The sequence below is a fragment of the Vibrio sp. S11_S32 genome (assembly GCF_014694465.1).
GTDB classification, from domain to species: Bacteria; Pseudomonadota; Gammaproteobacteria; order Enterobacterales; family Vibrionaceae; genus Vibrio; species Vibrio algicola.
Genome location: NZ_JAAUWS010000015.1, coordinates 38,304 through 62,373 on the forward strand (window position 1 = coordinate 38,304; position 24,070 = coordinate 62,373).

Consider the following 24,070-nt stretch of genomic DNA (forward strand, 5'->3'; position numbering starts at 1 on the left):
AGCATGTGGATAATATAGTCACATACCCGAGTAAATCAGTCAACTATTTATTTGACTAATTCACTCAGGTATTGGCGCTATGATTTAATTAGATTTATCATCATTTGAGGTCGATTTTTCGATCGCGGTTAATACTCCTCGCAACATATTTAACTCTTGTTGCTCTGGGCGAGCACGGCTAAATAAGCGACGGAATTTATTCATTACTAAATTAGGCTTATCTTTAGATATAAATTGGGTGCTATACAACACTTTTTCAAGGTGCTGATAAAACATTTCTAATTCTTTATTACGCGGGTAGGCTTCCTGTTCTGATTGCGGGTAAGCCGACGCTTGCCAATCTAAAAATGCAACTCGAATTTCATAGCTGATGGTTTGCACCGCCATCGCAAGATTAAGCGAACTGTACTCAGGGTTAGCTGGAATACAAACATGGAAATGACACATTTGTAGCTCTTCATTGGTTAGCCCAGTACGTTCACGGCCAAACACAATCGCCACTTTGCCTTTTTGGCCTTCTTCGACAAATTTCTTACCACACTCTCGTGGTTCAAGCATTGGCCATTCCAGGGTGCGAGAACGGGCACTTGACCCTACCACCAGCACACAATCTTCGATCGCTTCTTCTAGTGTTTCTACCACTACGGCATTTTGAGCCACATCGGCGGCGCCAGAAGCCAGCGAACGGGTTTGTTCATCCACCTGGCATTGCGGCGCGACTAAAACCATTTCTGTTAGCCCCATGACTTTCATTGCACGAGCAGCTGAACCAATATTGCCTGGATGGGAAGTACCAACTAAAATGACTTTAACGTTCTCTAACATGACTCTATTCACCCTTTAAAATTTTGTGCAAATCATACCACACTCGGTCTGAAATATACTCGCTTGCATTACATTGTGATTGCTGAATCTAAGGATTCACTCTGGCAGCGCAAAAAATAGACACTTTCTATTTGTAAAAACTCTGGTATACTTCACGCCGCTTTTTCGTTCTTTAACATCCGTTGGGAAAATCTTATGCATCCTATGCTAAACATTGCGATTCGTGCTGCACGAATAGCTGGCAATCATATTGCTAAATCTGCAGAAAACACCGATAAAATTGAGGCGACTCAAAAAGGTCAACACGACTACGTCACCAATATCGATCAAGAAGCAGAGCAACTGATCATCGATACCATTAAAAAATCTTACCCAGATCATTGCATCGTGGGTGAAGAAACGGGTTCTATCGAAGGTAAAGACACTGATGTACAATGGATTATCGACCCACTGGATGGCACCAATAACTTTGTAAAAGGTTTACCACACTTTGCAGTTTCTATCGCAGTTCGTATGCGCGGCAGAACAGAAGTCGCTTGTGTTTACGATCCAATTCGTAATGAGCTATTCACAGCTCAACGAGGTTCTGGCGCACAATTAAACAACGCTCGTCTACGTATCAATCCAATTAAAGATTTAAATGGTGCTGTTCTTGCAACAGGTTTCCCGTTTAAACAAAAACAACACGCTGAAAGCTACATTAAAATCGTTGGCGCTCTATTTAATGAGTGTTCTGATTTCCGTCGTACAGGCTCTCCTGCTCTTGATTTATGTTACTTAGCCGCTGGCCGTGTTGACGGTTACTTCGAGCTAGGTCTTAAGCCTTGGAATATGGCTGCTGCTGAGTTGATCGCTCGCGAATCTGGCGCAATCTTAACTGATTTTGCTGGCGGCACTAACTACCTTGCAACGGGTAACATTGTTGCTTCAAGCCCACGCGGAGTGAAGAGCATTCTTAAGCACATCCGTGAACATGCTAACGAAGGCATGCAGAAGTAATCAACTTCTAAAATAAACATCATAACGCCGAGACTTCAATTAGAAGCCTCGGCGTTTTTTATGCTTAATATCAGGTAATAATTAATATTTGATCTATTTGAATACGCCGAAAAGACGCTGATCCGTCCTTGGTCGCTTGAGAAAAGGCCATCCATGGCCTTTGACACTTTTCTCTGTACTCAATTTTGAACGATCATTAAATTTATGGAATGGCTATAAAAAAGGCTTTGAGATCGCTCTCAAAGCCTTTTTTCATCAAGTCTCAATCTAGCTAAGTCAATGCTTAACGCATGATCTCATCTTGATCGGCACCTTCTTTCTCTATTTGCGTTGGCATTAAATGCTCACGCGTTAGACCCAGTTTCAATGCAAGAGACGAGGCAACATAGATAGAAGAGTAAGTACCAACGGTAATACCCAATAGTAACGCCAGTGCGAAACCATGAATATTAGCGCCGCCTTTAGTAAACAAGGCGATAACCACAAACAAAGTGGTACCAGAAGTAATTAAGGTACGGCTTAATGTTTGAGTGATGGAATGGTTCATGATGTCACCCGGAATACCATTTCGCATTTTACGGAAGTTTTCACGGATCCGGTCAAATACTACGATGGTATCATTGAGTGAGTAACCGACCACGGTCAGCAACGCTGCCACGATGGTTAAATCAATTTCAATTTGCAACGCTGAGAATATCCCTAACGTGATGGTGACATCGTGCGCCAATGCTAATACCGCACCCGCTGATAAACGCCATTCAAAACGCATAGAAACATACATCAAGATACAAAGTAATGAGATTAAAATCGCTAAACCACCCGCTTCTGCTAATTCACCACCGACATTAGGTCCTACGAATTCGATACGTTTTAATTCAACTTCATCACCGCTGCCTTTTTTAACAGAAGCAAGAACTTGATTACCAATCACTTCGCCTTTAGTACCTTCACGCGGACGTAAACGAACCATTACATCGCGCGCCGAACCAAAATTTTGCACCGTAGCATCGGCAAAACCATCATTGGTCAAAGCTTCACGAATTTTAGGTAAATCCGCTGGATGTTGGAAGGTCACTTCAATCAGAGTCCCGCCAGTAAAGTCTAAACCCCAGTTGAACCAATTAGTTGCAATCGAGTATAACGACGCGGCGATCATTAATCCTGAGAATGCAAAGGCAAACTTTGACCAACGCATAAAGTCGATCGCTTTGTTTGCTTTCAATATTTGAAACATAACTTTTCCTTAGATCGACAGTTTCTTAAGATTACGTTTACGTCCGTACAGCAAATTAACCACACAACGAGTACCGATAATGGCAGTAAACATTGAAGTCAAAATACCAATCGATAGCGTAACCGCGAAACCTTTAATCGCACCGGTACCCACAGCAAACAAGATGATTGCGGTGATTAAGGTGGTGATATTGGCATCGGCAATGGTGCTAAATGCATTAGCGTAACCTTGGTGAATCGCTTGTTGAGGACTGCGTCCTTCTTTTAGCTCTTCACGTATCCTCTCAAAGATCAGAACGTTGGCATCAACCGCCATCCCCACCGTTAAGACAATACCTGCTATACCTGGCAAGGTCATAGTTGCTCCTGGGATTAATGACATAATACCAATGATAAGTACTAAGTTTGCCATCAATGCCATATTGGCAATCAGACCAAATGCGCGGTAGTAAAGCAGCGTAAATAGCATTACTGCAACCATACCCCAAACACACGCTTGAATACCCATATCGATATTCTGTTGACCCATAGATGGACCAATGGTGCGTTCCTCAACAATCGAGATTGGCGCAATCAAAGCACCAGCACGAAGTAGCAAGGCTAAGTTGTGCGCTTCTGCAGGTGAATCAATACCGGTAATACGGAAGCTTCGGCCTAACGCAGATTGAATCGTCGCTTGGTTGATCACTTCTTCATGTTTCGCTAATACCACTTTGCCTTCCGGCGTGCGGCGTCCGCTATCTTTGTATTCGGTAAAGATGGTTGCCATCAACTTGCCAATATTCTTTTTAGAGAAGTCAGACATTTTACTGCCCCCTTCACTATCTAAAGAAATATTCACTTGAGGACGACCATATTCATCGGTGCTTGAACTTGCATCAGTGATGCTTGAACCGCCAAGAATAACGCGTTTTTTCACTACGGCAGGGCGACCATTTTTGTCGAATTTAACTTCACTGCCTGGTGGCACACGACCTTCGGCTGCTGAGGCTAAATCGGCTTTGTCGTCCACTTCGCGGAACTCAAGTGTTGCGGTCGCGCCTAAAATTTCTTTAGCACGAGCGGTATCTTGCACACCTGGCAATTCCACCACGATGCGACTTGCACCTTGACGTTGAACTAATGGTTCAGCAACACCTAATTCATTTACACGGTTACGCAAGATAGTGATATTTTGCTCAACGGCGTAGTTACGAATTTCAGTCATACGCGCTTCGGTGAAGGTCGCGACTAACGCATTGTTGTCCCCTTCAGCAAATTGCATATCACGATGTTTTGTTGTTAATAATGTTTTGGCTTGATCGCGTTGTTCTTCATTACGTAGAACAATTTCAACGCCATCTTTACCAGCAGGACGAATAGCACGGTAACGAATGCGATCTTCACGTAATTCACTACGGAAAGATTCTTCTTGTTGCCCAACCAGTTTCTCCATTGCCGCGTCCATATCCACTTCCATTAAGAAGTGAACACCACCACGCAAATCAAGGCCGAGTTTCATTGGAGTCGCACCAATAGAATCAAGCCATCCCGGAGTTGCCGGTGCAAGGTTTAAAGCCACAATAAAATCTTTACCCATGGCTTGAGAGATCAAGTCACGAGCACTAATTTGAGTATCGGTACTTTTAAAACGGATCAAAACTGAGCCATTTTCTAGACCAATTGATTTGGTTTCGAGCTTATTTTCTTTTAATACGGTATTTAAAGAGTCTAGCGTTGACATGTCAACCGAGGCACCACGCGCCCCTGTGACTTGTACTGCAGGATCTTCACCGTAAATATTTGGAAGGGCATATAATGCACAAATGAGGATGGCAGCGACCACCATCAAATACTTCCATAACGGGTAACGGTTTAACACAGCAGGTATCCTTTAGCTGTTATAAAGAATAATCAATATCATAAAGCATCGATCAAGATAACCATTATTGTTGGTTATAATCATCGATGCTATAGAATGATCAATTAAAGAGACTTAAGCGTACCTTTAGGCAGTACCGCAGTAATGAAGTCTTTTTTAATCGTCACTTCATTGTTCTCGTTTAATGCTAATAGGATGTAGTCATTTTCATCAGAAACTTTTACGATTTTACCAATTAAACCACCATTGGTAAGCACTTCATCACCTTTAGACATTGATGCCATCAGTGTTTTATGGGCTTTCGCACGTTTTGCTTGTGGACGGTAAATCATAAAGTAGAAGATCACGGCAAACATGCCTAGCATGATAAACATTTCCATACCACCACCAGCTGGTGCTGCGCCGCCGGCTGCATGTGCTTGAGAAATAAATAAGCTCATTAAAATTTTCCTTCTTATAGATAGATATTAGATAATTGAATCAGTAATTGGGTTGCCCTAAGTGTTTTTCAATACAAAGGGCAAACTTAGTGACATTTAAAGTAACTAAGTGACTAAAAAAGCGAACAATCTCACTTATTTTTGATTTTCTCTTACTTCTTTTTGCATCGGTGGCACTTCACGATCACGTCGTGCATAAAATGCTTCCACAAATTCATCAAAACGGTTTTCATCAATCGCTAAGCGAATACTTGCCATTAAACGTTGATAATAACGCAGGTTGTGAATGGTATTTAAGCGAGCGCCTAAGATCTCATTACAACGATCGAGATGATGCAAATATGATTTAGAGTAATTCTTACAAGTGTAACAGTCACATTCTGGGTCAAGCGGCGAAGTGTCTGTTTTGTGGAATGCATTTCGGATTTTAACCACGCCACCTGTGACAAACAGATGCCCGTTACGCGCGTTACGAGTTGGCATTACACAATCAAACATATCAATACCGCGGCGTACACCTTCCACTAAATCTTCTGGTTTGCCAACTCCCATTAAGTAACGAGGTTTGTCTTGTGGAAGTTGTGGGCAAGTATGCTCCAGCATGTGGTGCATATCATCTTTCGGCTCACCAACCGCTAAACCACCGACGGCGTAACCATCAAAGCCAATATCGGTTAAGCCTTTAACAGATGCATCGCGTAAATCGCCATACACGCTACCTTGCACAATGCCAAATAAAGCATTCGGATTAGCTTGTTTATCGAAATGATCGCGGCTGCGTTGTGCCCAGCGCAATGACATTTCCATCGATTTTTTAGCTTCATCGTGAGTGGCTGGATATGGGGTACATTCATCGAAAATCATCACGATGTCAGACCCTAAATCTTTTTGAATTTCCATCGACTTTTCAGCGTCCATGAAAATGCGGTCACCATTTACAGGGTTACGAAAATGCACGCCCTCTTCGGTGATTTTGCGTGTTTTACCTAAGCTAAATACTTGGAAGCCGCCTGAATCGGTTAAGATCGGGCCTTGCCAATTCATAAAGTCATGCAAGTCGCCATGCAATTTCATGATTTCTTGACCAGGACGTAACCAAAGGTGAAAAGTATTACCCAGTAGGATTTCAGCGCCGGTATCTTTCACTTCTTCCGGTGTCATCCCTTTTACGGTGCCATAAGTGCCAACCGGCATAAAAGCAGGGGTTTCTACAGAGCCACGTTCAAACGTTAAACGTCCACGGCGGGCAACACCGTCTTTTTTAATTAGTTCGTATTTCACGAAACCTCCAAAATGTCGGAAAAACAGTCCAACGGATACTCATTACATGTTCATTTGTTTCGCCATTCAAGTGACGATTCAGCAAGAATTACGAATTTCGCTTAGTGACAAACATCGCATCACCATAACTGAAGAAGCGATATTGTTGTTGCACAGCATGCTGATAGGCGGCCATTACATTATCATAATTGGCAAAAGCACTAACGAGCATGATCAAAGTTGATTCAGGTAAATGAAAATTGGTGATTAAGACATCGACTAATTGATATTCATAACCTGGGAAAATAAAAATTTCGGTATCACCAAAAAATGGTACCAGCTCGGTGCCTTTTTGTTTGGCATCTTGAGCCGCGCTTTCAAGTGAGCGCACCGATGTAGTCCCGACTGCTATCACTCGTCCACCGCACGCTTTAGTGGCGGCGATAGCATCAACCACCTCTTGCGGCACTTCAACGTATTCAGAATGCATGTGGTGATCGTTAATATCATCCACTCGCACCGGCTGGAATGTGCCAGCGCCAACATGCAAGGTGACATAAGCAAACTCCACCCCTTTGGCAGCAATTTTGTCTAAAAGTTGATTATCAAAATGCAAACCCGCAGTAGGAGCGGCGACCGCGCCAGGTTTTTTATTATAGACGGTTTGATAACGTTCTTTATCAGAGTCTTCATCGGGACGGTCAATATAAGGTGGCAGTGGCATGTGCCCCACCTCATTTAATACTTCCAACACCCCTTTATCACCATCAAAACGAATTTCGAATAAGGCATCATGACGGGCGATCATTTCAGCTTGGTATTGTTCATTCTCACCTAAAAAAAGGATATTACCCGGTTTAGGCGATTTAGACGCACGCACATGAGCAAGGATGGTTTTTTCATCCACCACGCGCTCAACTAACAACTCAAATTTACCACCAGATTGTTTACGACCGAACACTCGAGCCGGGATCACGCGCGTGTTGTTAAACACAATCAAATCACCTTCATTGACCAGATCCAGTACATCGGTAAATTGTCCATCGATCAGTTGCCCGCTATCACCATTTAATTGCAATAAACGACTAGCAGTACGTTGCGGCTGAGGATAACGAGCGATTAACTCATTCGGAAGGTCAAAATCAAAATCAGATACTTGCATGGTGATCACTTATGAAGGCAGTTTATTAAACAAACGAGGGGCTTAAAAATAAAGCGCTAGTATAGGCTTACCACCAGTAATATCAAGGTTTGTTCGGTGCTATCCTTTGAAAACAAGTCAGCATCTAACGATATAACATAAGGTTAAACACTCAATGTATTTACCTTTTATCATTTCAATATATTAACCCCAATAAAACCATAACTTTTGAAAGGTTACTTTATACAAAAGGTCACCTTGCTCGCAGTTTTTGTTTAATGGTTCACTTATGATGAATTATCGACTGAAACAAAAGGAGTCTGGTATGTTTACTGTCGCCGATGTTATGACCGAAAAGCCTTATAATTTAAAGCGCTCGAACACATTACAAGATGCAAAAAACTTGATGAAAGAGCACGATATTAGGCACCTTCCTATTGTTGATAACGATATGCGCTTACTAGGCCTCATCACCCAAAGAGATATCCTTGCCGCGCAAGACTCAAATTTGAAAAAATCCACCGGACAGATTTCTTATACATTATCCACCCCTCTTGAGCGGATCATGAATAAAAAAGTCACTTCCATCAGTGCCACTGCAGGACTTAAAGAGTCCGCCCGTTATATGCAAACGCAAAAATACGGCTGTTTACCGGTCACGCTGAACCATAAATTAATTGGCATTATTACCGACACCGACTTTGTGACGGTGGCGATTCATTTGCTCGAAATCCAAGAAGACAGCATCTTAGAACCGATAGAAGAGTTTGACGATTTATAACGTCTTTTGATTACGGCCTTTATAATAAGCCTTCAACCACGGTTGCAAGTGCTTTAAAGGTTTCAATACGATTGGAACTCGGACGCCATACTAGGCCAATTTCACGGTAGGCACTGCGGCCCGGCGGCTCTATCACCACTAAATTTTGGTTGTTTAATAAACCATGCTCAATCGCCATTTGTGGAATGAAAGTGGTCCCTAAACCATTGGCGACCATTTGTACCAACGTGTGCAAACTGGTAGCTGAAAACGGGTTTATTTTTTCTCTTTTAGTAAGTTTACACGCTGAAACTGCGTGCTCGGTTAAGCAATGCTCATTTTCTAATAAGAATACCGATTCATCGGGCAAATCGTCATAACGAATAGGCGCTCTTATCACATCGGCTTGTTGGCGACTCATGATCATCCGAAACGGATCTTGCCCAACAATCTGACATTCCATTTCCGCAATATCGACCGGCATCGCCAGTATTAGCACATCCAACTCTCCATTACGCAGCGCTTTTAATAAGTTGGTGGTGGTATCTTCACGCAGCAACAAGGTGAGCTGTTGAAAACCTTGGTTGATCTCTTGAACTAAGTCTCCGAGTAAAAAAGGCGCGATGGTCGGAATACAACCGACTCTTAACTGCCCTTGCATATTGCCACTTTGGCACAGCGATCCAATTTCAAGTAAGTCTTGGCTTTTGGCGAGTAATTCACGCCCTTGGCGCACGACTTTTTCTCCCGCGAGAGTAAAAATCAACGGACTTTTTTTATCTTTTTTTTCAAACAAAGGGCAGCCAATTAATTCTTCAATATTTTGAATACCTTTACTTAAGGTTGATTGACTGACAAAGCAGCGTTCAGCCGCCTCACTAAAATGATGGGTCTCATGCAGAGTAATTAAATAATGTAATTGTTTTAAACTTGGCCATTTCGTCATAGTAAATTTCAATCATAATGAGGATAAGTTGAACGATGATCACAAATTTTCAATCATCGTTTTTTTCGATTAAGTTAATCGGTTTAATTCGCTTTTTTTCATACTACAACTTGTACTATAGTTTGTCTCGTTGAAACACATTCAAACACTGACGTTTAATGTGGATGTTTAAATTAAGCAAAATTTAGGAGCAATATAATGGTACTAGTAGGTCGTCAAGCCCCAGACTTTACAGCAGCAGCAGTTCTAGGTAACGGTGAGATTGTTGATGCATTCAACTTTGCAGATTTCACTAAAGGTAAAAAAGCGGTTGTGTTCTTCTACCCTCTAGATTTCACATTCGTTTGCCCATCTGAGCTGATTGCTTTTGATAAGCGTTTTGAAGATTTTAAAGCGAAAGGCGTTGAAGTGATCGGTGTTTCTATCGATTCACAATTCTCACATAACGCATGGCGTAAAACAGCTATCGCTGATGGCGGTATCGGTGAAGTAAAATACCCACTAGTTGCTGATGTTAAGCACGAAATCGTAAAAGCTTACGATGTTGAGCATCCAGAAGCTGGCGTGGCTTTCCGTGGTTCTTTCCTAATTGACGAAGACGGCACTGTACGTCACCAAGTTGTGAACGATCTTCCACTTGGCCGTAACATTGATGAAATGCTACGTATGGTTGATGCTCTAAACTTCCACCAGAAAAACGGTGAAGTTTGCCCAGCGCAATGGGAAGAAGGTAAAGCAGGCATGACGGGTTCTACCGAAGGTGTTGCTGCATACCTTTCTGAGCACTCAGAAGATCTAGGTAAAAAATAATTAAATCTAACGTTATTTAACCTAAGATTAATTTTATCCTAAACCTCGCCCAGTGCGAGGTTTTTTTTTTCACACTTTTAACTCGCCCCTCTTTTCTCCGCTTTAATTGATTTATAATCCCCAACCTTGTTTCTTGATTAAGTATTCCCATGACCATCCAACTTGAAGTTTGTATCGACAATATTGAATCTCTGCATAATGCCATTCAAGGCGGCGCCACTCGGATTGAATTGTGCTCTTCTCTGGCTTTAGGCGGCCTCACCCCAAGCGTTGGTTTTATGAAAGCCGCCGCTCAATTATCCAGCGTCCCCGTTTATGCCATGATAAGGCCACGCCAAGGAGACTTTCTATATAGCCAACAAGATCTTGAGATTATGCTTGATGATATTGCCAGCGCAAAGCAGGCGGGGCTTGATGGTGTGGTGTTTGGGGTTCTTACCGCGCAAGGCGATGTCGATATCGCAATAGCGCAACAATTAATGACCGCAGCCCAAGGTATGGGAACCACTTTCCATCGCGCCATCGATCAATGCCAAGATTATAAAGCGGCAATTGAAGCCATAGCAACATTAGGTTGTGAACGGATTTTAACGTCAGGATTGGCTACCACTGCGCCACAAGGTATGGATGTGATTGCCGAGATGGTGAGATTAGCCAATGGCAGATTTTCAATTATGGCAGGCGCTGGGATGAACGCCGATAATGCAGCAAAAATGATTCAAGTAACCGGCATTAATGAAATACATCTTTCGGGTAAAACCACTCGTGCCAGTCACATGCAATTAATGGCAGACGCGGCCAAAATGGGCGCAGATAATGTCGATGACTTTGCGATTCCAGTCACCAGTTCACAAGCGATTAAAGCAGTCAAAAGCATAGTTAGTTAGGCTACCACCCAAAAGTATCACTCTATTCATATTGTTGATGGCGAAAAGTGTCAAAGAACATGGATGTTCTTTTCCAAGTGCCCATCGATGGTTTAAACGGCTTTTCGTCATTAACCATTATGGTTCGAGATTCATACTATCAATCCAAAAGAGACATCAGGTAGTGCGGATCATGTCTGACATCTTTACCTTCGACAAAATACACAATGTATTCGCAGATATTTTGACAACGATCCCCCACTCTTTGAATGGTATGGACACCTGACATAATTAACATCACTTTAGAAATTGATTCAGCATCTTGCTGCATAAATTCGATCAGTTGTTGGCGCAACATTTTATATTGCTGCTCGATATGTTGATCCATTTGATAAACTTGAGCAGCGGCTTTGATATCCATGCGCGCAAAGGCATCTAATACTTGGTGCAGCATATTAACCGCAATCCGGCCTAAGGCTTCTACTGCAATTAATAATTCCGATTGTTGGTGTGAAAACGCATCTTGCGCCACCCGAGCGATTCTTTTAGCCGCGTCACCTACTCGTTCTAAATCTGAAATGGTTTTAATAATGGCGAGCACCAAACGTAAATCACGCGCGGTTGGCTGACGTTTAGCGATGACTCGAGTGCAAGCCTCATCAATCGCCATTTCCATTTGATTCACTTTTTGATCGTCTTGATGGACTTTTTTTGCCAGTTGCATATCTTGCTTTAACAAAGCTTGTAGTGACAATGAGAACTGCTCTTCCACCAGCCCGCCCATTGCCAAAACGTGGGTTCGAAGGGATTCAAGCTCAAGATTAAATTGTTCTGATATATGACGCCCCAATTGCGTTTTCATCTTTTTTCCCTCAACCGTAGCGTCCGGTTATATAATCTTCTGTTTGCTTGTTTTTCGGCGAGGTAAACATCGAATCTGTATCGCCATATTCGACTAATTGCCCCATATGCACGAACGCGGTGTAATCACTCACTCGAGCGGCTTGTTGCATATTATGTGTCACCACCACCACGGTATAGTGTTGCTTTAATTCACTGATCAATTCTTCAATGGTTAAAGTGGAGAGTGGATCTAACGCCGAGGTGGGTTCGTCGAGCAATAGCACTTCCGGTTCAATGGCGATGGCTCTGGCGATCACTAAGCGTTGTTGTTGCCCGCCGGATAAACCAAAAGCATTATCATGCAGGCGATCTTTCACTTCAGTCCATAGCGCAGCCGCTCGTAATGAACGTTCGACGGAATCATCTAAAGTGCGTGAATCTTTTACTCCTTGCAACCGTAACCCATACACCACGTTTTCATAAATCGATTTCGGGAATGGATTCGGCCTTTGAAATACCATACCCACTCGGCGACGTAAACGAGCAACATCAACATTAGGTTGGTAAATATCTTGTCCATCTAACCACACACGACCTTCAACTCGGCAACCATCTACCAGATCATTCATCCGATTAATACAACGCAATAAGGTCGATTTACCGCAACCAGACGGTCCAATAAATGACGTTACATGCCCTTTAGGGATCTTCATATTGATCGATTTTAACGCTTGGGTTTGCTGATAATACAGATCCAAGTTCTCAATACTGATCGCGGTTTGACTGTCGCTCAGTTGATTCACATCTAAAGGCTCGGCATAACCTAGCGCCGCGTGCATCGAAAACATGTTAATCACTTCCTAGAATTTTGAATTTTTCACGTAAGTTATTACGGATCATTATGGCGGTTATATTGAGCCCTATCACGACGGTAATCAATAAAAATGAAGTGGCATAAACTAAAGGTCTTGCGGCTTCAATATTCGGTGTTTGAAAACCAAGATCGTAAATATGAAATCCAAGATGCATAAATTTACGATCTAAGTGTAAATAAGGAAAGCTGCCATCGATCGGCAAACTTGGCGCGAGCTTCACTACCCCGACTAGCATTAATGGCGCGACCTCCCCCGCAGCCCTTGCGACCGCTAAAATAAGACCGGTCATAATGGCAGGGCTCACCATAGGCAAAACGATCCGCCATAGGGTTTCAAACTTAGTCGCCCCCAGTGCATAAGAACCATTACGCAAAGAACTCGGTATCCGCGATAGCCCTTCTTCGGTTGCCACTATCACCACTGGCAGCGTCAAAATGGCCAATGTTAATGCCGACCATAATAAGCCGGGGGTACCAAAAGTAGGGGTTGGTAGGCTAGCCGAATAAAACAAGCTATCTATGGTGCCACCTATGGTATAGACAAAAAACCCCAAACCAAACACGCCATAAACAATGGACGGAACACCCGCTAAGTTCACCACCGAGACGCGGATCAATTTGGTCAATAAAGTATTGGGGGCGTATTCGTGTAAGTACACCGCTGCGATCACCCCTAATGGCATCACCACAATCGACATAATGATCACCAATAATACCGTACCAAAAATAGCCGGAAAAACGCCACCTTCAGAATTGGCATCACGCGGACTATCGGTTAAAAATTTACCGACTTGAACAAACCAATGCTGCACCTTTTGCATGGGACTCATGGCATTGGGATACCACATATCAAGCACCGACTCTAATGGCAAGTGATAGGTTTTCCCTTGCATGTCTTGTACGATGATTTGTTGATTGGTGAGCAGCGCTTGTCGCTCGACTATCGCTTGCTCTTGTTGGTTAAATTTCTGTTGTAGCTTTTTCTTCTCGGTGAGTAACGAAGTGTCTAACCCAGAGGGTGCTTGAGTGCGATCAGAGTGCGTTTTCTGTAACGATGACGATTTTAGTTTACGATTAATATTAGCAATATCTTGGCTTAATGAACTTAGTTTATCCGCTCGAATATCGGCAATTTCAGCACGGATTTGCTTGGCTTTTTCTATCCCAGTCTGAATGCGTTGCGGCAGGTCATCTTGCTTAATATCAGAGCCAATTTGATAACCGATCGGGGTGGCAAAAAAAGCGCCGTTACGGTTGCGTTCAAATACCGCTACATCGTGTGGTTGAGTTTGATGTTTTAACTCTAGTGTCAAAACAGAAATGAAATCTTTGGGATAAATATCGCGATTAGCGACCTTAATTGATAAACGCTCAGCTTCACCTTTTGCCAACGTTTTAGCTGGCCACCGCTCGTGCGGAGAAAGCTTTGAAGAAACCTTATGGGAGGATGAGAGTTGATCTAACGATACCCAATCACGTTGATACACTTGTCCAATTAAGCGATTTCCTTGTGCGTCCTGCCATTGATAAACAGGCGTCGGCCAAAAATAGACCATTCCTTTCCAACCAATCAATAACAATAATCCCAGTACTGAAATTAAACAGATACTCACCGCGCCAGCCGTCAGCCACACCCATGGGTTGCCAGCTTTTAGCCAACGCTTCGCTTGACCTAACATGTGATGCCTCGATAAAGAAAGGCATTATCAGCACCGTCATAAACCTTACATGGCACGATATTTCTCCCTTAATCGCAAGCGGATCACTTCCGCAATCGAGTTGACTACAAAGGTAAAGGCAAACAGTAAAAAGGCCGATAAAAACAGTAATCTGAAATGTGAACCACCCACTTGAGATTCCGACATTTCTATCGCGATATTAGCCGACAAAGTGCGCATTCCTTCTAATACGTTCCAATCCATGATTGGGGTATTTCCCGTTGCCATTAATACAATCATGGTTTCGCCCACCGCTCGCCCTAGCCCCATCATCACCGCAGAGAAAATCCCAGGGCTTGCGGTCACTAATACCACAGAGGTCAAACACTGCCAAGGTGTCGCCCCTAAAGCGCTAGCGCCGTCGGATAAATGCTTTGGCACCGAGAAAATCGCATCTTCTGCGATAGTGAAGATGGTCGGGATCACTGCGAACCCCATAGCAAAACCAACAATTAAGGCGTTACGTTGGTCGAAACCGATCCCGTACTGAATTAAAAATAAACGCACATCTCCGTCAAATAATGCCGATTCAATCGTATGGCCAAAATGTATCGCTAAGTAACTGTTGGCTAATAATATCGGGATCAGCACTAATGCTAACCAATCATTTCTTGAGGCTCTATTTTGGATTTTGGCCAATCCATGCCAAACCAGCGCTATGCCAATAATCACCACAGGCAAGGTGACAAATAACAATAAGACACTAAATAAATTCATCTCCACCCAAGGCGCCAGCCAAAGTCCAGCGATAAAACCGATAATGACGGTGGGTAAAGCCTCCATCAATTCGATGGTCGGTTTAACATATTGACGCATGGTTGGCGTCATAAAATAAGCGGTATAAATCGCGCCACAAATGGCAATCGGCACCGCAAACAACATCGCAAATAACGCCGCCTTTAAAGTACCAAAAGCGATCGGTGCCAAGCTAAACTTAGCTTCAAAATCATTACTGGCCGAGGTGGATTGCCACACATATTTAGGTTGGTCATAACCTTCATACCAGATCTTACTCCATAATGAAGATAGCGAAATTTCAGGATGGTAATTGCTGATTTCAAAGGTGCGTAAAGAAGAATCTGAAATAGTGGCAAGGTAGCGCTCATTGCGAGAAACCCCAGCCGCTTGTGGTGCTTGGGCCAATAATGGTTCGGATAATACCTTTTTATTGGTGGTGGTATAAAAATTCTGAATTACCCCATCAGCTTGAAAGCTATAAAAGCCTTTACGAAAATAATCGGGCAACAATACACTTGGTACATTTCCTAACTGGAAATCTCGAATATGAGTAAGAGTGCGTTGCTGATCTTTTAATACATCAAACCATTGTGACACTTGACCGTTTTGGTAACTGATCAATAAGGATTTACCACCAGCGAGAAACGATAAATGCTTAGCGGGTGAGTTCGATGATGCAGAGAGATCAGCGCTCTCACGTAGGCTAAATTGATGCGCGTGACGTTTAAAAACAGAGAGTTGGGTATCGGAAAGAACATATAATGTCCGACCATCTGGGCTTAAGCGATAATCGTTTATCTTGGCACCAACCTCAGGGATAGAAAGCCGATAAGCCTGCCATTGCGCCTTCTCATCCGCTTCTGAATCCGCATCAAGCAGCGAGATTTTCTTATCAAAACCGATCGCTTGCCATTGATGTTGCTTATCTTGCCCAATAAATAACGCTTGATGCTGATTAATCGCAAAATCGAATGATACGATCGCTTGTTGCTGCTTCGACAAAGTGATCTGTTGAGGATGGAAGTAAGTTAACTTGGCCGCGACTTGATTGCCATTACGCTCATAATGAGTAGTAAAGCTGGGCTTAACCACCACCACTTGCCCTTGTCCATTGGCGTAACCATACCAACCACTTTCCGCCATCGTTGCTCGAAATGCAGTAGGATCGGCCAATATAGTTTGTTGTGATGATGGGAGAAGAGTTTGTGTTGAAACCCGTTTATTAGCCGGAGGAGTATTGCCTTGTGAATAGAATTGAAACTCACCATTGCGACGAAAAACAAAAGCACTACTGCCTTTATCATCAATTCCAATCGCGTTAGCTTGATGTTGTGAAGAATGGCTAACCTCAAAGGTGTTAACCAGTTTAAGACTAGCGGAGGAAAAAATAGGCACAATCACCCAAATGAGATAAACAATCAGCAACACTAACGTTATTAATACACTGACTCCGCCAACCTTGATCAAACCACGAACGAGACGATCCATCGCCCAGCGTCGTTTATCTCGAGGTTTAAGTGAGTGAGCGATTTGAGTCATGTACGATCATTATCCTTATTGTGTTGTCTAGTTGAAGTTGCCGAAAAGATCCTGACTCAATTAAGGCGTTAATCCAACCTTTTTTAGTTGTTGTTCCGCTAACTGGGTTGATAACGAAACATAACCATCTTTCTCGACACTTTTCTGACCTTGCTGAGAAAAAATAAACTTTAAGAATTCAGCTTGATTATGCGGCAATGGTTTTAATGGGTTCTTATTCACATACAAATATAAGTAACGGGATAATGGATATTGACCCGATAGAATATTATTTCTCGTAGCCTCAATATAGTGATCACCCTGTATCGCGATCGGCATCAAACGCGCTTTAGACACTTGATAACTAATGCCTGAGTATCCAATACTATTGACCGAAGAAGCCACCGATTGCACCACCGCTGCCGAGCCAGGTTGCTCATTCACTTCTCGCTTAAAATCGCCTCCGCACAAGGCATTTTGCTTAAAGTAGCCATAGGTGCCGGAAGCTGAATTTCGTCCAAATAACTGAAAGCCCAGTTTAGCCCAATCCGCTTGTACTCCCAACTGTTGCCAACTGTGTAATCTTTGAGTGGCACCACATTGTAGTGTGGATGAAAAAATCGCATCTATCTGCTCGAAATTCAACCCTTTGATCGGATTGTCTTGATGCACAAAAATGCCAATCGCATCAATCGCAATTTTTAAGCGTACTGGCGGATAGCCATATTGTTGTTCAAAGGATTCAACTTCTTTCACTTTCATCAGCCGACTCATTGGGCCGAGCTGAGAAGTCGCTTCAGTTAATGCGGTGGGTGCAGTCGATGATCCAGACGCTTGCACCTGCATATTGATATTAGGATAAATATGTTGGAAGTCTTCCGCCCACATACTCATTAATGTAGTTAAAGTATCAGAGCCTGCCGAAGTTAAGTTCCCCGCCACGCCAGACACTTTATGGTAGTCAGGCAAAGCTTTTGTACCATTTGAATTTACATCACTTGAAGCTTGGCCAAGTGAACTAAATAATGCCACTAATGACACCCCATACTTAAGCCAACTCATTGTGCATCCTCATCTATTCGGCAAACAAGTTTCGCCGGTAAGACAAAAGAAAAACAACTGCCCACGCCGACTTCACTGGCGATCTCAAGATGCGACTCATGATGACTTAACGCATGCTTAGTGATCGCAAGACCTAAGCCACTACCACCGGTTTCACGAGAGCGCGCTTTATCGACCCGATAAAAACGTTCGGTTAAGCGGTGAATATGTTGCGCTTCAATCCCATCACCACTGTCTTTAACCGATAAACTCGCCCCTCCGTTGGCGGTTTCATGCCATGCCACCACCACATCGGCGCCAGCTGGGGTGTACTTAACCGCGTTATAAACCAGATTCGAAATCGCACTGCGCAGTTGATCGTGATCGCCATAAACATGCAGGGTTTTATCCACATCGAAAACCAATTTATGTTGATCATCGCCACTCAGTGCTTGAGCTTCTTTTTCCAATGCCTCCAACATTAATGGAATATTAGTCACATCCACTAATTGATTGGTGGTGGACGCTTCAATTTTAGACAGTGTCAGTAACTGCTCAACCAAAGCGTTCATACGAGATAACTGCTCAGTCATCACCCCATGCGCTTTGGGCCACATAGGTCCAACCAAAACATCGGGATCTTCGGTCATTTCTAAATAACCTTGCAGTACCGTCATTGGGGTTCTTAATTCATGCGATACATTGGCAAAGAAATTGCGACGCATACCTTCGAGTTGCTTCAATTGAGTCACATCGCGCACCACCATCAAGTGCTCACCTTGCGAGTAAGGCACAATACGCAACTCTAAAATATTTTCCGGCGTTAACGGAGAAAGCATCTCAAGCGGTTCAGAGAAATCATTTTTGGTGAGATATTTAATAAAATCAGGGGTGCGTAGCAAATTAGATATAGGTTGACCAGAATCATCAGGCCAGCGAAAGCCTAATAAAGATTGCGCCAGTTTATTACACCAAACGATATTGCCTTCACGACGAAATACCACCACCGCATCGGGCAAAGCTTCAGCGCCATGACGAAAACGGCGGATCAAGCTACCCAGTTCTTTACGACGCTGGCGTTGCTTTTTCTGCAGTCGATAAATACCGTTAAATAAAGGCTCCCAACTATTCGTTCCCGCTGGAGGATTTAAGCGTTTTTCATCCCATAACCATTCTGATAAACGAATTTGATTATAGAATTGCCACACCAGTTGCATAGCGGTCGCAGCCAGCAATAGCCAGCTCATATAACCAAAAAACCAGCCAATCACAATCCAAGGAAGGTAAAAAAAAGCCAGCGACCAAGCGAGCTTTTTCCAGCTTAATTTTTCAACCATTCAAACACATGCTCCACTCATTAATATTATTAAGCTCGAGTAGAAAAACGGTAACCCGCTCCACGTACTGTTTGAACTAATTTATCGTGCCCAGCGCTTTCTAATGCTTTTCTTAAGCGGCGAATATGCACATCAACCGTGCGGTCCTCGACATAAACATTGGTGCCCCACACATTATTCAATAATTGCTCACGGCTATAAACACGCTCTTGGTGAGTCATAAAAAAGTGCAGCATTTTAAATTCGGTCGGCCCCATATCGAGAGCTTCATTATTTGCCATCACACGATGTGAAACCGGATCGAGTTGTAAACCTTGCACATCAATTACCTCTTCCAAAGCGGTTGGCGTGACACGGCGGATCACCGCTTTTAAACGTGCGACTAATTCTTTAGGTGAAAATGGTTTGGTGATGTAATCATCAGCGCCGACCTCAAGCCCACGCACTTTATCTTCTTCTTCACCGCGAGCGGTTAACATCACCACGGGAATATGACGGGTTAATTCTTCACGTTTTAAATGCTTAATATAATTAATACCAGAACCGCCTGGTAGCATCCAATCTAGCAAGATCAAATCAGGATAGGGTTCACACAGTTTATTGATTGCTGAATCGTAATCTTCAGCTTCAATCGTTTGATAACCTTTTTGCTCTAACACAAAACAAATCATTTCCCTGATCGCCGCTTCATCTTCAACGACTAGAATTCTTCTCGACATGTTCGAAAGCCCTTTCGTGCCTAATAATCCCCATAATGAATTGGGGTTGAATATTGTATGTTCCTTATTATGTGTCTTAATTATGACAGTTTTGTGACTAAGGCAAAGTGATTTTCATACCAATGTCATGTTAATCGTGAAAAAGTGACATAAGACAAACGTTAAAAAATCTAATATCATAGCGACAAACTTACTCACAAAGAATGAGAATTATGTGGTTTAAAAATTGTTTAGTGTACCGCTTCAACCGTGATATCGATTTCAATCTCGATACCTTAGAGTCTCAACTGGCTGAATTCAAATTCTCTCCTTGTGGTAGCCAAGATAAACAAAAATTTGGCTGGACTAGCGTGATCAACCGCAACAGTGAAATGCTGACTCATGTGGCCGGTGAGCATATTCTGGTCAAAGCACAAAAAGAAGAAAAAATGCTACCGGCATCTGTGATCAATGATTCACTGCAAAACAAAATTGAAATGCTTGAACAACAAGAAAATCGCCCACTGAAAAAGAAAGAAAAAGACGATTTAAAAGAAGAAATTTTGATCGACTTATTGCCGCGCGCCTTTAGTCGTCATAATTTCACTTCCATTTTAATCATGCCCAAACTGGGTTTTGTGGTGGTTGATTCAGGCAGTTCAAAAAAAGCCGAAGATGCACTGGCGTTATTGCGTAAAACCATTGGCAGCTTACCTGTCGTGCCGGCGATTCCAGAACAAGCTATCGAACTTAGCTTAACCGAGTGGGTAAAATCAGGTGATTTACCACAAGGCTTCCAATTAATGGATGAAGCAGAGCTACAATCGGTATTGGAAGAAGGTGGGATCATCCGTTGTAAGAAACAAGATCTCAGCACTGATGAAATCCAAAACCACATTGCGGCCGACAAACTAGTTACGAAACTGGCACTCGATTGGCAAGAGCGGATTGAATTTGTTTTAGCCGACGATGCTAGTCTTAAACGTTTAAAATTCAGCGATGAATTAAAAGAGACCAATGAAGATATTCCACGCGAAGATGCTGCGCAACGTTTTGATGCTGATTTCGCCTTAATGTGTGGCGAATTTGAGCACTTTTTACCCTCTTTATTTGATGCTTTAGGTGGCTTACCCGAAGCAAAATAATTCGCTGTTTCTCACGCCAGATGATCAAAATAAATAAAGCTCAGCCTCTGAGCTTTATTATTTCTCCCTTTATAAAATATAAAACCTGACACTTTGTGTGCTTTCCTCGCTTTTTTGACTAAATTGACGTAATATTCGCCTCCCAAATTCATGCCATATGGTGGTATGAACCTGACCTGAAATCAGACCGAGAGAAATTATTATGTCGACATCGCAATCTATTGCCACACCAGAGCTATTATCTCCAGCCGGTAGCCTTAAAAATATGCGTTACGCTTTTGCTTATGGCGCGGACGCTGTTTATGCCGGACAACCACGTTATAGCCTTCGCGTTCGTAACAACGAATTCAATCACGAAAACCTACAAATCGGTATTAATGAAGCCCACGCTTTAGGTAAAAAACTGTACGTGGTATGCAATATTCAACCGCATAACTCAAAGTTAAAAACCTTTATCCGAGATCTTAAACCGGTAGTTGAAATGGGACCTGATGCATTGATCATGTCAGATCCTGGTTTAATCATGATGGTGCGTGAAGCTTTTCCTGATATGGCTATTCACTTATCAGTCCAAGCTAATGCGGTAAACTGGGCGACGGTGAAATTTTGGGCGACTCAAGGTGTCGAGCGTGTGATTTTATCTCGTGAGTTGTCACTGGAAGAAATTGAAGAGATCCGCGAAAACTGCCCAGAAACCGAACTTGAAATTTTCGTACATGGCGCACTTTGCATGGCTTACTCTGGTCGTTGTTTATTATCTGGCTACATGAATAAACGCGATCCAAACCAAGGTACTTGTACCAATGCTTGTCGTTGGGAATACAGTGTCGAAAAAGGTAAAGAAGACGAGAGTGGACAGATCGTTTCGGCCAATACTGAGCAAAACGGCCAAGTCGAACAATTTGATCCTCAATCGGCACAAGCTATCGAAATTCAAAATGAGCGTCCAGACAACACTTTAGGTTTGGGTAAGCCAAGCGATGAAGTGGTGCTATTATCAGAAGCGCATCGCCCTGAAGAAAAAATGGCTGCGTTTGAAGACGAACATGGTACTTACATCATGAACTCAAAAGATCTACGTGCCATTCAACATGTTGAACGCTTAACCCAAATGGGTGTGCATTCACTTAAAATTGAAGGCCGTACTAAGTCTTTCTATTATTGTGCTCGTACTGCTCAAGTGTACCGTAAAGCCATTGATGATGCGGTAGCAGGTCGTCCATTCGATGATAGCTTAATGGGTACATTAGAAAGCCTTGCACACCGTGGTTACACTGAAGGCTTCTTACGTCGTCATACTCACGATGCTTACCAAAATTACGATTACGGCTACTCAGTATCGGATTCTCAACAGTTTGTGGGTGAGTTTACCGGTAACACTCGCGTATCAGAAAAACACGGTCACTTAGCCGAAGTAGAAGTGAAAAATAAATTCATGACTGGCGACAGTATTGAACTGATGACACCTGAAGGCAATATTATCTTCACTTTAGAAGCGATGGAAAACCGTAAATTCCAAGAAATTGATGACGCGAAAGGTAATGGTCACTTTGTGTTTATTCCGGTTCCTGCTGATCTCGATTTACGCTTTGGATTATTGATGCGTAACCTTAAAGCTGGTCAAGATACACGCAATCCTAATCAAACTATTGCGGCGACATCAACGGCTGACTCTGCCAAATAAGAAGCGAATAATATGGCCTTATTAATTACAGATAAATGCATTAATTGCGATATGTGCGATCCTGAATGCCCAAATGGTGCAATCACTATGGGTGACAGTATTTACGAAATCGATCCTAATTTATGCACCGAATGTAAAGGACATTACGATAAACCCACTTGCCAGTCAGTCTGCCCGATCACCAATTGTATTATTGTCGATCCTCAGCATATTGAAACGGAAGATGAGTTATTAGAAAAATTTGTCGTGATCCAAGGAATGGCTTAATACGCTCTAAACAGCTAACGAGTATTGATCATAACCAATACTCGTTAGCAACAAAAAGGCCGATCTGATTGATTTCAGATCGGCCTTTTTAGATTCTCGACAATAGAAAATAGCCAATTATTTCGTCGCTAATCCCTTTGAATTCAAATAATCCTTAATAAATGGACGTGACTCTTTACCTAACCGTTCAGCTATATGATCCGACCATGAACCTGACTTTTGGTTACTAACGCGAGTCTGATAATAATGCGCCGTTTGTTGGTCATACTCAGTAATATCATCGGTCGATAATGCTTGATAGCTATCTTGATGAATCATCACTTTTTGCGGTAAACGTGGTTTGATTTGTGGTTCTTGATCTGGGTGCCCAAGGCACATACCAAACATCATGGCGCAATATTTAGGTAAACCTAGTAGTTCGTCCACCTCTTTGGGTGAATTACGCAATCCACCAATATAAACTCCCCCCAAACCTAAAGACTCAGCGGCTAGTAAGGTATTTTGCGCCATGATCCCAGCATCAATGGCACCGATTAAAGTCAGTTCGGTAAATTCGGGTTGAACTTGATTGGATAATTGATAATGGCGTTGATAATCAATACAAAACACCAAGAATTCTGCTGCCGTTTCAACATAGTTTTGACCGCCAGCAAACGCTGCTAGTGCTTTACGCTTTACAGGATCTGTAACTCGGATAATGGACGTCGTTTGTAGAAAACTGGATGAGGACGCTGAAATACCGGCGGCTAAAATAGTCTCTAATTGTTCGGTGGTTATAGTTTCTGGAGTAAATGCACGAATCGAGCGGTGTGCCATCATCGTATCAATAACGGTATTCATAATCTTTCCTTAAGCAGAGCTTTAATTCCAGATCAGAATACCATATTTTATTCAAACGTAAAAAAGCCCGACTCTTTCGAATCGGGCTTTCATAAATAGTGGCGGAGTGGACGGGACTCGAACCCGCGACCCCCGGCGTGACAGGCCGGTATTCTAACCAACTGAACTACCACTCCGCAGTGTCTATTCAGTATACTAAATCAAAGCCTGGCGATGTCCTACTCTC

The 24,070-nt window shown here is 42.8% G+C and carries 22 protein-coding genes and 1 tRNA gene; 7 read left to right on the top strand and 16 right to left on the bottom strand.

What is annotated here, in order from left to right:
- Positions 1 to 84: 84 nt before the first annotated feature.
- Positions 85 to 825 carry a tRNA (cytosine(32)/uridine(32)-2'-O)-methyltransferase TrmJ gene (gene trmJ, locus HC723_RS09565; RefSeq protein WP_190338910.1) on the bottom strand — a complete coding sequence of 247 codons (741 nt, stop codon included), beginning with the start codon at positions 823 to 825 and terminating at the stop codon, positions 85 to 87.
- Between the two features lie 195 nt (positions 826 to 1,020).
- Here trmJ and suhB point away from each other — a divergent pair, with 195 nt between their 5' ends.
- Positions 1,021 to 1,824 carry an inositol-1-monophosphatase gene (gene suhB / locus HC723_RS09570; protein ID WP_153447651.1) on the top strand — a complete coding sequence of 268 codons (804 nt, stop codon included), beginning with the start codon at positions 1,021 to 1,023 and terminating at the stop codon, positions 1,822 to 1,824.
- Between the two features lie 283 nt (positions 1,825 to 2,107).
- Here suhB and secF read toward each other — a convergent pair whose 3' ends face one another.
- The 5 genes from secF to queA form a co-directional block, all read right to left on the bottom strand.
- Complete coding sequence (gene secF, locus HC723_RS09575) at positions 2,108 to 3,058, bottom strand: protein translocase subunit SecF (RefSeq protein WP_190338911.1); 951 nt, start codon at positions 3,056 to 3,058, stop codon at positions 2,108 to 2,110.
- 9 nt (positions 3,059 to 3,067) lie between these two features.
- Positions 3,068 to 4,918, bottom strand: a complete 1,851-nt coding sequence (gene secD / locus HC723_RS09580) for a protein translocase subunit SecD (RefSeq protein WP_190338912.1) — start codon at positions 4,916 to 4,918, stop codon at positions 3,068 to 3,070.
- Positions 4,919 to 5,022: 104 nt separating this feature from the next.
- A complete protein-coding gene (gene yajC, locus HC723_RS09585; protein ID WP_153447654.1) occupies positions 5,023 to 5,358 on the bottom strand; it encodes a preprotein translocase subunit YajC in 336 nt (111 codons plus the stop codon).
- Between the two features lie 135 nt (positions 5,359 to 5,493).
- A complete protein-coding gene (gene tgt, locus HC723_RS09590; protein WP_153447655.1) occupies positions 5,494 to 6,639 on the bottom strand; it encodes a tRNA guanosine(34) transglycosylase Tgt in 1,146 nt (381 codons plus the stop codon).
- Positions 6,640 to 6,727: 88 nt separating this feature from the next.
- Positions 6,728 to 7,780, bottom strand: a complete 1,053-nt coding sequence (gene queA, locus HC723_RS09595; RefSeq protein WP_190338913.1) for a tRNA preQ1(34) S-adenosylmethionine ribosyltransferase-isomerase QueA — start codon at positions 7,778 to 7,780, stop codon at positions 6,728 to 6,730.
- A 304-nt stretch (positions 7,781 to 8,084) separates the two neighbouring features.
- Between queA and HC723_RS09600 the strand changes: the two genes are divergently transcribed.
- Entirely contained in the window at positions 8,085 to 8,540 is a 456-nt protein-coding gene (locus tag HC723_RS09600) for a CBS domain-containing protein (protein WP_190338914.1), read from the top strand.
- Between the two features lie 19 nt (positions 8,541 to 8,559).
- Here HC723_RS09600 and HC723_RS09605 read toward each other — a convergent pair whose 3' ends face one another.
- Complete coding sequence (locus tag HC723_RS09605; protein ID WP_153447657.1) at positions 8,560 to 9,465, bottom strand: hydrogen peroxide-inducible genes activator; 906 nt, start codon at positions 9,463 to 9,465, stop codon at positions 8,560 to 8,562.
- A 198-nt stretch (positions 9,466 to 9,663) separates the two neighbouring features.
- Here HC723_RS09605 and HC723_RS09610 point away from each other — a divergent pair, with 198 nt between their 5' ends.
- Together HC723_RS09610 and HC723_RS09615 are read left to right on the top strand one after the other, a co-directional pair.
- Positions 9,664 to 10,275 carry a peroxiredoxin gene (locus tag HC723_RS09610; RefSeq protein WP_153447658.1) on the top strand — a complete coding sequence of 204 codons (612 nt, stop codon included), beginning with the start codon at positions 9,664 to 9,666 and terminating at the stop codon, positions 10,273 to 10,275.
- Between the two features lie 149 nt (positions 10,276 to 10,424).
- On the top strand, positions 10,425 to 11,162 hold the full coding sequence (locus HC723_RS09615) for a copper homeostasis protein CutC (RefSeq protein ID WP_190338915.1): 738 nt from the start codon (positions 10,425 to 10,427) through the stop codon (positions 11,160 to 11,162).
- Between the two features lie 139 nt (positions 11,163 to 11,301).
- On the opposite strand, the gene phoU is transcribed toward HC723_RS09615, so the two are convergent.
- The 7 genes from phoU to phoB are packed head-to-tail and all read right to left on the bottom strand — an operon-like array spanning position 11,302 to position 19,929.
- Positions 11,302 to 12,003, bottom strand: coding sequence for a phosphate signaling complex protein PhoU (phoU, locus tag HC723_RS09620; protein WP_153447660.1), 702 nt, complete (start codon positions 12,001 to 12,003; stop codon positions 11,302 to 11,304).
- Between the two features lie 10 nt (positions 12,004 to 12,013).
- Positions 12,014 to 12,832 (bottom strand): phosphate ABC transporter ATP-binding protein PstB, encoded by an 819-nt coding sequence (pstB, locus tag HC723_RS09625; protein WP_153447661.1) that lies wholly within the window; start codon positions 12,830 to 12,832, stop codon positions 12,014 to 12,016.
- Between the two features lies 1 nt (position 12,833).
- Entirely contained in the window at positions 12,834 to 14,537 is a 1,704-nt protein-coding gene (gene pstA / locus HC723_RS09630) for a phosphate ABC transporter permease PstA (RefSeq protein ID WP_190338916.1), read from the bottom strand.
- 45 nt (positions 14,538 to 14,582) lie between these two features.
- Entirely contained in the window at positions 14,583 to 16,853 is a 2,271-nt protein-coding gene (locus tag HC723_RS09635) for an ABC transporter permease subunit (protein ID WP_190338917.1), read from the bottom strand.
- 60 nt (positions 16,854 to 16,913) lie between these two features.
- A complete protein-coding gene (locus HC723_RS09640) occupies positions 16,914 to 17,894 on the bottom strand; it encodes a PstS family phosphate ABC transporter substrate-binding protein (protein WP_190338918.1) in 981 nt (326 codons plus the stop codon).
- Positions 17,891 to 19,210, bottom strand: a complete 1,320-nt coding sequence (gene phoR, locus HC723_RS09645) for a phosphate regulon sensor histidine kinase PhoR (RefSeq protein ID WP_153447665.1) — start codon at positions 19,208 to 19,210, stop codon at positions 17,891 to 17,893. Before phoR ends, HC723_RS09640 begins: the two co-directional genes overlap by 4 nt.
- A gap of 29 nt (positions 19,211 to 19,239) precedes the next feature.
- A complete protein-coding gene (gene phoB / locus HC723_RS09650; RefSeq protein ID WP_153447666.1) occupies positions 19,240 to 19,929 on the bottom strand; it encodes a phosphate regulon transcriptional regulator PhoB in 690 nt (229 codons plus the stop codon).
- 212 nt (positions 19,930 to 20,141) lie between these two features.
- Between phoB and rdgC the strand changes: the two genes are divergently transcribed.
- From rdgC to HC723_RS09665, 3 genes are all read left to right on the top strand, one after another.
- A complete protein-coding gene (gene rdgC, locus HC723_RS09655) occupies positions 20,142 to 21,053 on the top strand; it encodes a recombination-associated protein RdgC (protein ID WP_153447667.1) in 912 nt (303 codons plus the stop codon).
- A gap of 202 nt (positions 21,054 to 21,255) precedes the next feature.
- Entirely contained in the window at positions 21,256 to 22,737 is a 1,482-nt protein-coding gene (gene trhP, locus HC723_RS09660; RefSeq protein WP_153447668.1) for a prephenate-dependent tRNA uridine(34) hydroxylase TrhP, read from the top strand.
- A gap of 12 nt (positions 22,738 to 22,749) precedes the next feature.
- On the top strand, positions 22,750 to 23,004 hold the full coding sequence (locus HC723_RS09665) for a YfhL family 4Fe-4S dicluster ferredoxin (RefSeq protein ID WP_190338919.1): 255 nt from the start codon (positions 22,750 to 22,752) through the stop codon (positions 23,002 to 23,004).
- Between the two features lie 117 nt (positions 23,005 to 23,121).
- Here HC723_RS09665 and nfsA read toward each other — a convergent pair whose 3' ends face one another.
- On the bottom strand, positions 23,122 to 23,844 hold the full coding sequence (nfsA, locus tag HC723_RS09670) for an oxygen-insensitive NADPH nitroreductase (protein ID WP_153447670.1): 723 nt from the start codon (positions 23,842 to 23,844) through the stop codon (positions 23,122 to 23,124).
- A 99-nt stretch (positions 23,845 to 23,943) separates the two neighbouring features.
- Positions 23,944 to 24,020 (bottom strand) — tRNA-Asp (locus tag HC723_RS09675).
- Positions 24,021 to 24,070 lie beyond the last annotated feature (50 nt).

Bases quoted from the DNA above. Each gene is read 5' to 3' on its own strand.
- nfsA (WP_153447670.1), bottom strand. From the start codon at position 23,844: ATGAATACCGTTATTGATACGATGATGGCACACCGCTCGATTCGTGCA.
- HC723_RS09600 (WP_190338914.1), top strand. From the start codon at position 8,085: ATGTTTACTGTCGCCGATGTTATGACCGAAAAGCCTTATAATTTAAAG.
- HC723_RS09605 (WP_153447657.1), bottom strand. From the start codon at position 9,465: ATGACGAAATGGCCAAGTTTAAAACAATTACATTATTTAATTACTCTG.
- phoU (WP_153447660.1), bottom strand. From the start codon at position 12,003: ATGAAAACGCAATTGGGGCGTCATATATCAGAACAATTTAATCTTGAG.
- secF (WP_190338911.1), bottom strand. From the start codon at position 3,058: ATGTTTCAAATATTGAAAGCAAACAAAGCGATCGACTTTATGCGTTGG.
- rdgC (WP_153447667.1), top strand. From the start codon at position 20,142: ATGTGGTTTAAAAATTGTTTAGTGTACCGCTTCAACCGTGATATCGAT.
- phoR (WP_153447665.1), bottom strand. From the start codon at position 19,210: ATGGTTGAAAAATTAAGCTGGAAAAAGCTCGCTTGGTCGCTGGCTTTT.
- HC723_RS09615 (WP_190338915.1), top strand. From the start codon at position 10,425: ATGACCATCCAACTTGAAGTTTGTATCGACAATATTGAATCTCTGCAT.
- trmJ (WP_190338910.1), bottom strand. From the start codon at position 825: ATGTTAGAGAACGTTAAAGTCATTTTAGTTGGTACTTCCCATCCAGGC.
- HC723_RS09665 (WP_190338919.1), top strand. From the start codon at position 22,750: ATGGCCTTATTAATTACAGATAAATGCATTAATTGCGATATGTGCGAT.
- suhB (WP_153447651.1), top strand. From the start codon at position 1,021: ATGCATCCTATGCTAAACATTGCGATTCGTGCTGCACGAATAGCTGGC.
- phoB (WP_153447666.1), bottom strand. From the start codon at position 19,929: ATGTCGAGAAGAATTCTAGTCGTTGAAGATGAAGCGGCGATCAGGGAA.
- pstA (WP_190338916.1), bottom strand. From the start codon at position 14,537: ATGTTAGGTCAAGCGAAGCGTTGGCTAAAAGCTGGCAACCCATGGGTG.
- HC723_RS09635 (WP_190338917.1), bottom strand. From the start codon at position 16,853: ATGACTCAAATCGCTCACTCACTTAAACCTCGAGATAAACGACGCTGG.
- queA (WP_190338913.1), bottom strand. From the start codon at position 7,780: ATGCAAGTATCTGATTTTGATTTTGACCTTCCGAATGAGTTAATCGCT.
- trhP (WP_153447668.1), top strand. From the start codon at position 21,256: ATGTCGACATCGCAATCTATTGCCACACCAGAGCTATTATCTCCAGCC.
- pstB (WP_153447661.1), bottom strand. From the start codon at position 12,832: ATGTTTTCGATGCACGCGGCGCTAGGTTATGCCGAGCCTTTAGATGTG.
- yajC (WP_153447654.1), bottom strand. From the start codon at position 5,358: ATGAGCTTATTTATTTCTCAAGCACATGCAGCCGGCGGCGCAGCACCA.
- HC723_RS09610 (WP_153447658.1), top strand. From the start codon at position 9,664: ATGGTACTAGTAGGTCGTCAAGCCCCAGACTTTACAGCAGCAGCAGTT.
- HC723_RS09640 (WP_190338918.1), bottom strand. From the start codon at position 17,894: ATGAGTTGGCTTAAGTATGGGGTGTCATTAGTGGCATTATTTAGTTCA.